Annotated in this window: 1 protein-coding gene; it reads left to right on the plus strand. The window is 65.6% G+C overall.

Annotated features, from left to right (window positions below; translation table 11 throughout):
- Positions 1-142: 142 nt before the first annotated feature.
- Positions 143-2,666 (plus strand): ATP-binding protein (locus tag VSR82_RS39590; RefSeq protein WP_498858880.1); only part of this gene is annotated, 2,524 nt, incomplete at its 3' end.

Here is a 2,666-nt window from a genome sequence, read left to right on the forward strand (position 1 = left end):
GAAGAATTCAATGGATTGGAAAGTCAGTGGTTCGCAAGACGACATTGAATTTGGGCCTTTCAAGCTCTTTGTCCTGGAGCGACGCCTTGAAAGAAGAGGCGTTCCTGTCAAGGTCGGGAGCCGAGCGCTCGAAATCCTGACCGTGCTCACCCAGAACGCCGGCCAGATCGTCGACAAGCGCGTGCTGCTGGACCGTGTCTGGCCGGGCATGATCGTCGAAGAGAATACCCTCAGGGTGCACATTCGCGACCTTCGCAAGACGCTGGAGGACGGGGTCGGGGACAACCGCTACATCGTGAACGTTCCCGGCCGTGGTTATGGCTTCCTGGTTCGCGAGGCGGATTCGCCCGCTGTCACGGAAGCGCCGCTCAGCCATGCGACGGTGTCGGAGCGTCTGCCTCCGCGTCCGCAAGCGGTGGTCGGGCGCGACGACGCGGTCGCAACGGCCGCGGCGTTGCTGCTGGGGAAGCGGTTCGTGACCTTGCATGGTCCCGGGGGTGTCGGCAAGACCACGATCGCCACGGTGGTCGCCCATGACCTCGATCGCCACTTCGACGGCGCGACCTTCTTCATCGACCTGGGTACGATCACCGACGCGGAGTTCGTGCCGGTTGTGCTTGCCTCGACGCTCGGGCTGCTGTTGCCGTCCGAAGATGCGGCCACGACGTTGATCCGCTCGCTGAGGAATCGCCGGCTGCTGCTCATCCTCGATAGTTGCGAGCATGTAATCGACGCGGTGGCGGACCTCGCGGAGCGCATGTTCCGCTGGGCACCCGATGTCAGCCTGCTGGCGACCAGCCGTGAGCCCCTTCGGGTTGAAGGAGAGCACATCGTGAGTGTCGGCCCGCTGGAGCTGCCCACCGATGCTGGCGAACTTTCAACGGACGAGATCCTGGCCTCACCGGCGGCATCCTTCTTCGTGCAGCGCGCGCAGGCAAGCGGGCCATGGTTCGAGCCCAGCGCCTCGAATGCCAGACTGATCGTGCAGATCTGCCGGAAACTGGACGGCATTGCTCTGGCCATCGAGCTGGCTGCAATGCGCGCCGGAATGCACGGCCTTCATGAGACCGCAGAGCTGCTGCACAGCAGTCTGCAGCTCGAATGGAAGGGGCGGCGAACCGCGTCGCGCCGCCATCAGACGCTGAACGCCATGCTGGACTGGAGCCATGACCTGATCAGCGAGGCCGAGCGGCGCGTGCTGCGGCGGCTGTCGATCTTCGTGGGCAGGTTCACCCTTGAGGATGCCCAGGTCCTTGCGGCTGACGACCAGATTCCGGGCCTGCGGGTCGTGGACCTCCTGGATCAGCTCGTCGCCAAGTCACTGGTGTCCTTCCATGCGTCGGAACAGGGTACCCGCTACCGGCTGCTGGATACGACGCGTGCGTATGCGCGGACGAAGCTGGTGGAGTCCGGCGAGGAGTCTTCGACGTCCTGCCGTCATGCGGCCCACTGCCTGGTATTTCTGCGCAGGACCTGTGCGGGCCCGTCGGCCGGGCCGGCGCTAGCCCGGCATCGCAATGCGCGCGCGGCGTGGCTGGGCAACGTGCGGGCAGCGTTGCAGTGGTGCTTTGGGCCGGACGGCGACAGGCAACTCGGGGTCGAGCTTGCCGCGGCCGCGTCATCGCTGTTCATCGATCTGTCGCTGGTGAGCGAGTGTCGGCGTTGGGCCGAGCAGGCGTTGAGATGGCTGGACATGCTGGATCGGGGCAACCGCCTGGAGCTGGATTTGCAGGCCGCGCTGGGCCACGCGCTGATGTTCACGATCGGCAACGACGACCAGGTCCAGACCGCGCTGGACAGGGGACTGCAGATCGCGCGCGATATCTCGGACCCGTTCGCGGAATTCAGGTTGCTTGGCCAGCTGCACATATTCTGCAGCCGCACAGGCCAGTTCGAGCGGCTTCTGCCGATCTGCGACCGGCTGTGGGAGCTTGCCGCGCTGCTGCAGGATCCCGTGCCGGTGGCGGCCGCGCACGTGATGTCTGGCGTGAGCTTTCATCTGCTGGGCGACCAGCAACGGGCCCGGTCTCATCTGGAGGATCCGGTTCATCAAACTGATGTGGTCCGGCAAGTTGGGCCGGGACACTTCGCGCTCCACCATAACCCACAGATCATTATCATGAGGGCGCTGTGGTTGCAGGGTCACCCGGACCGGGCGGTGCACACGGCAAGAACGCTGGTGGCGCAACTCGCCCCGGAGCGCGATGCGGTCAAGTTCGCCATCGCGTTGATCTGGGCGACCTACGTTCATAAATGGCTCGGCGACTGGGCGGCGGTGGAAGCGAACGCGAGCCGCCTCATCGATCACGCGGAGCGATACGGGCTGCAGCCGTATCTGACGGTCGGTGCGGCGCTGCGCGGCAAGATCCTGATTGCGCGCGGCGACCTCGATGGCGGCATCGATCTGCTGCGTGACGCGGTGAGAAAGCTGCGGGCGGACCGGTACGAGTTCTACACCCCGGAACTGTGCTGTGCGCTGGCGCTCGCGCTTGCGGCGAGAGGGCGGCCCGACCAGGCGGCACCCATCATCGACGAAACCTTCGAGCGGGTGCAGCGGCATGGTGGCGCGTACAGCATGCCGGAACTGCTGCGTGTGCGGGGCGAGGTTCATGCGGCGGCGGCAGACGAGAGCGGCGCCGCGCGCCTGTTCGAGCAGGCGATCACGT

The organism is Burkholderia sp. JPY481, from assembly GCF_038900515.1.
Classification (GTDB): Bacteria; Pseudomonadota; Gammaproteobacteria; order Burkholderiales; family Burkholderiaceae; genus Paraburkholderia; species Paraburkholderia youngii.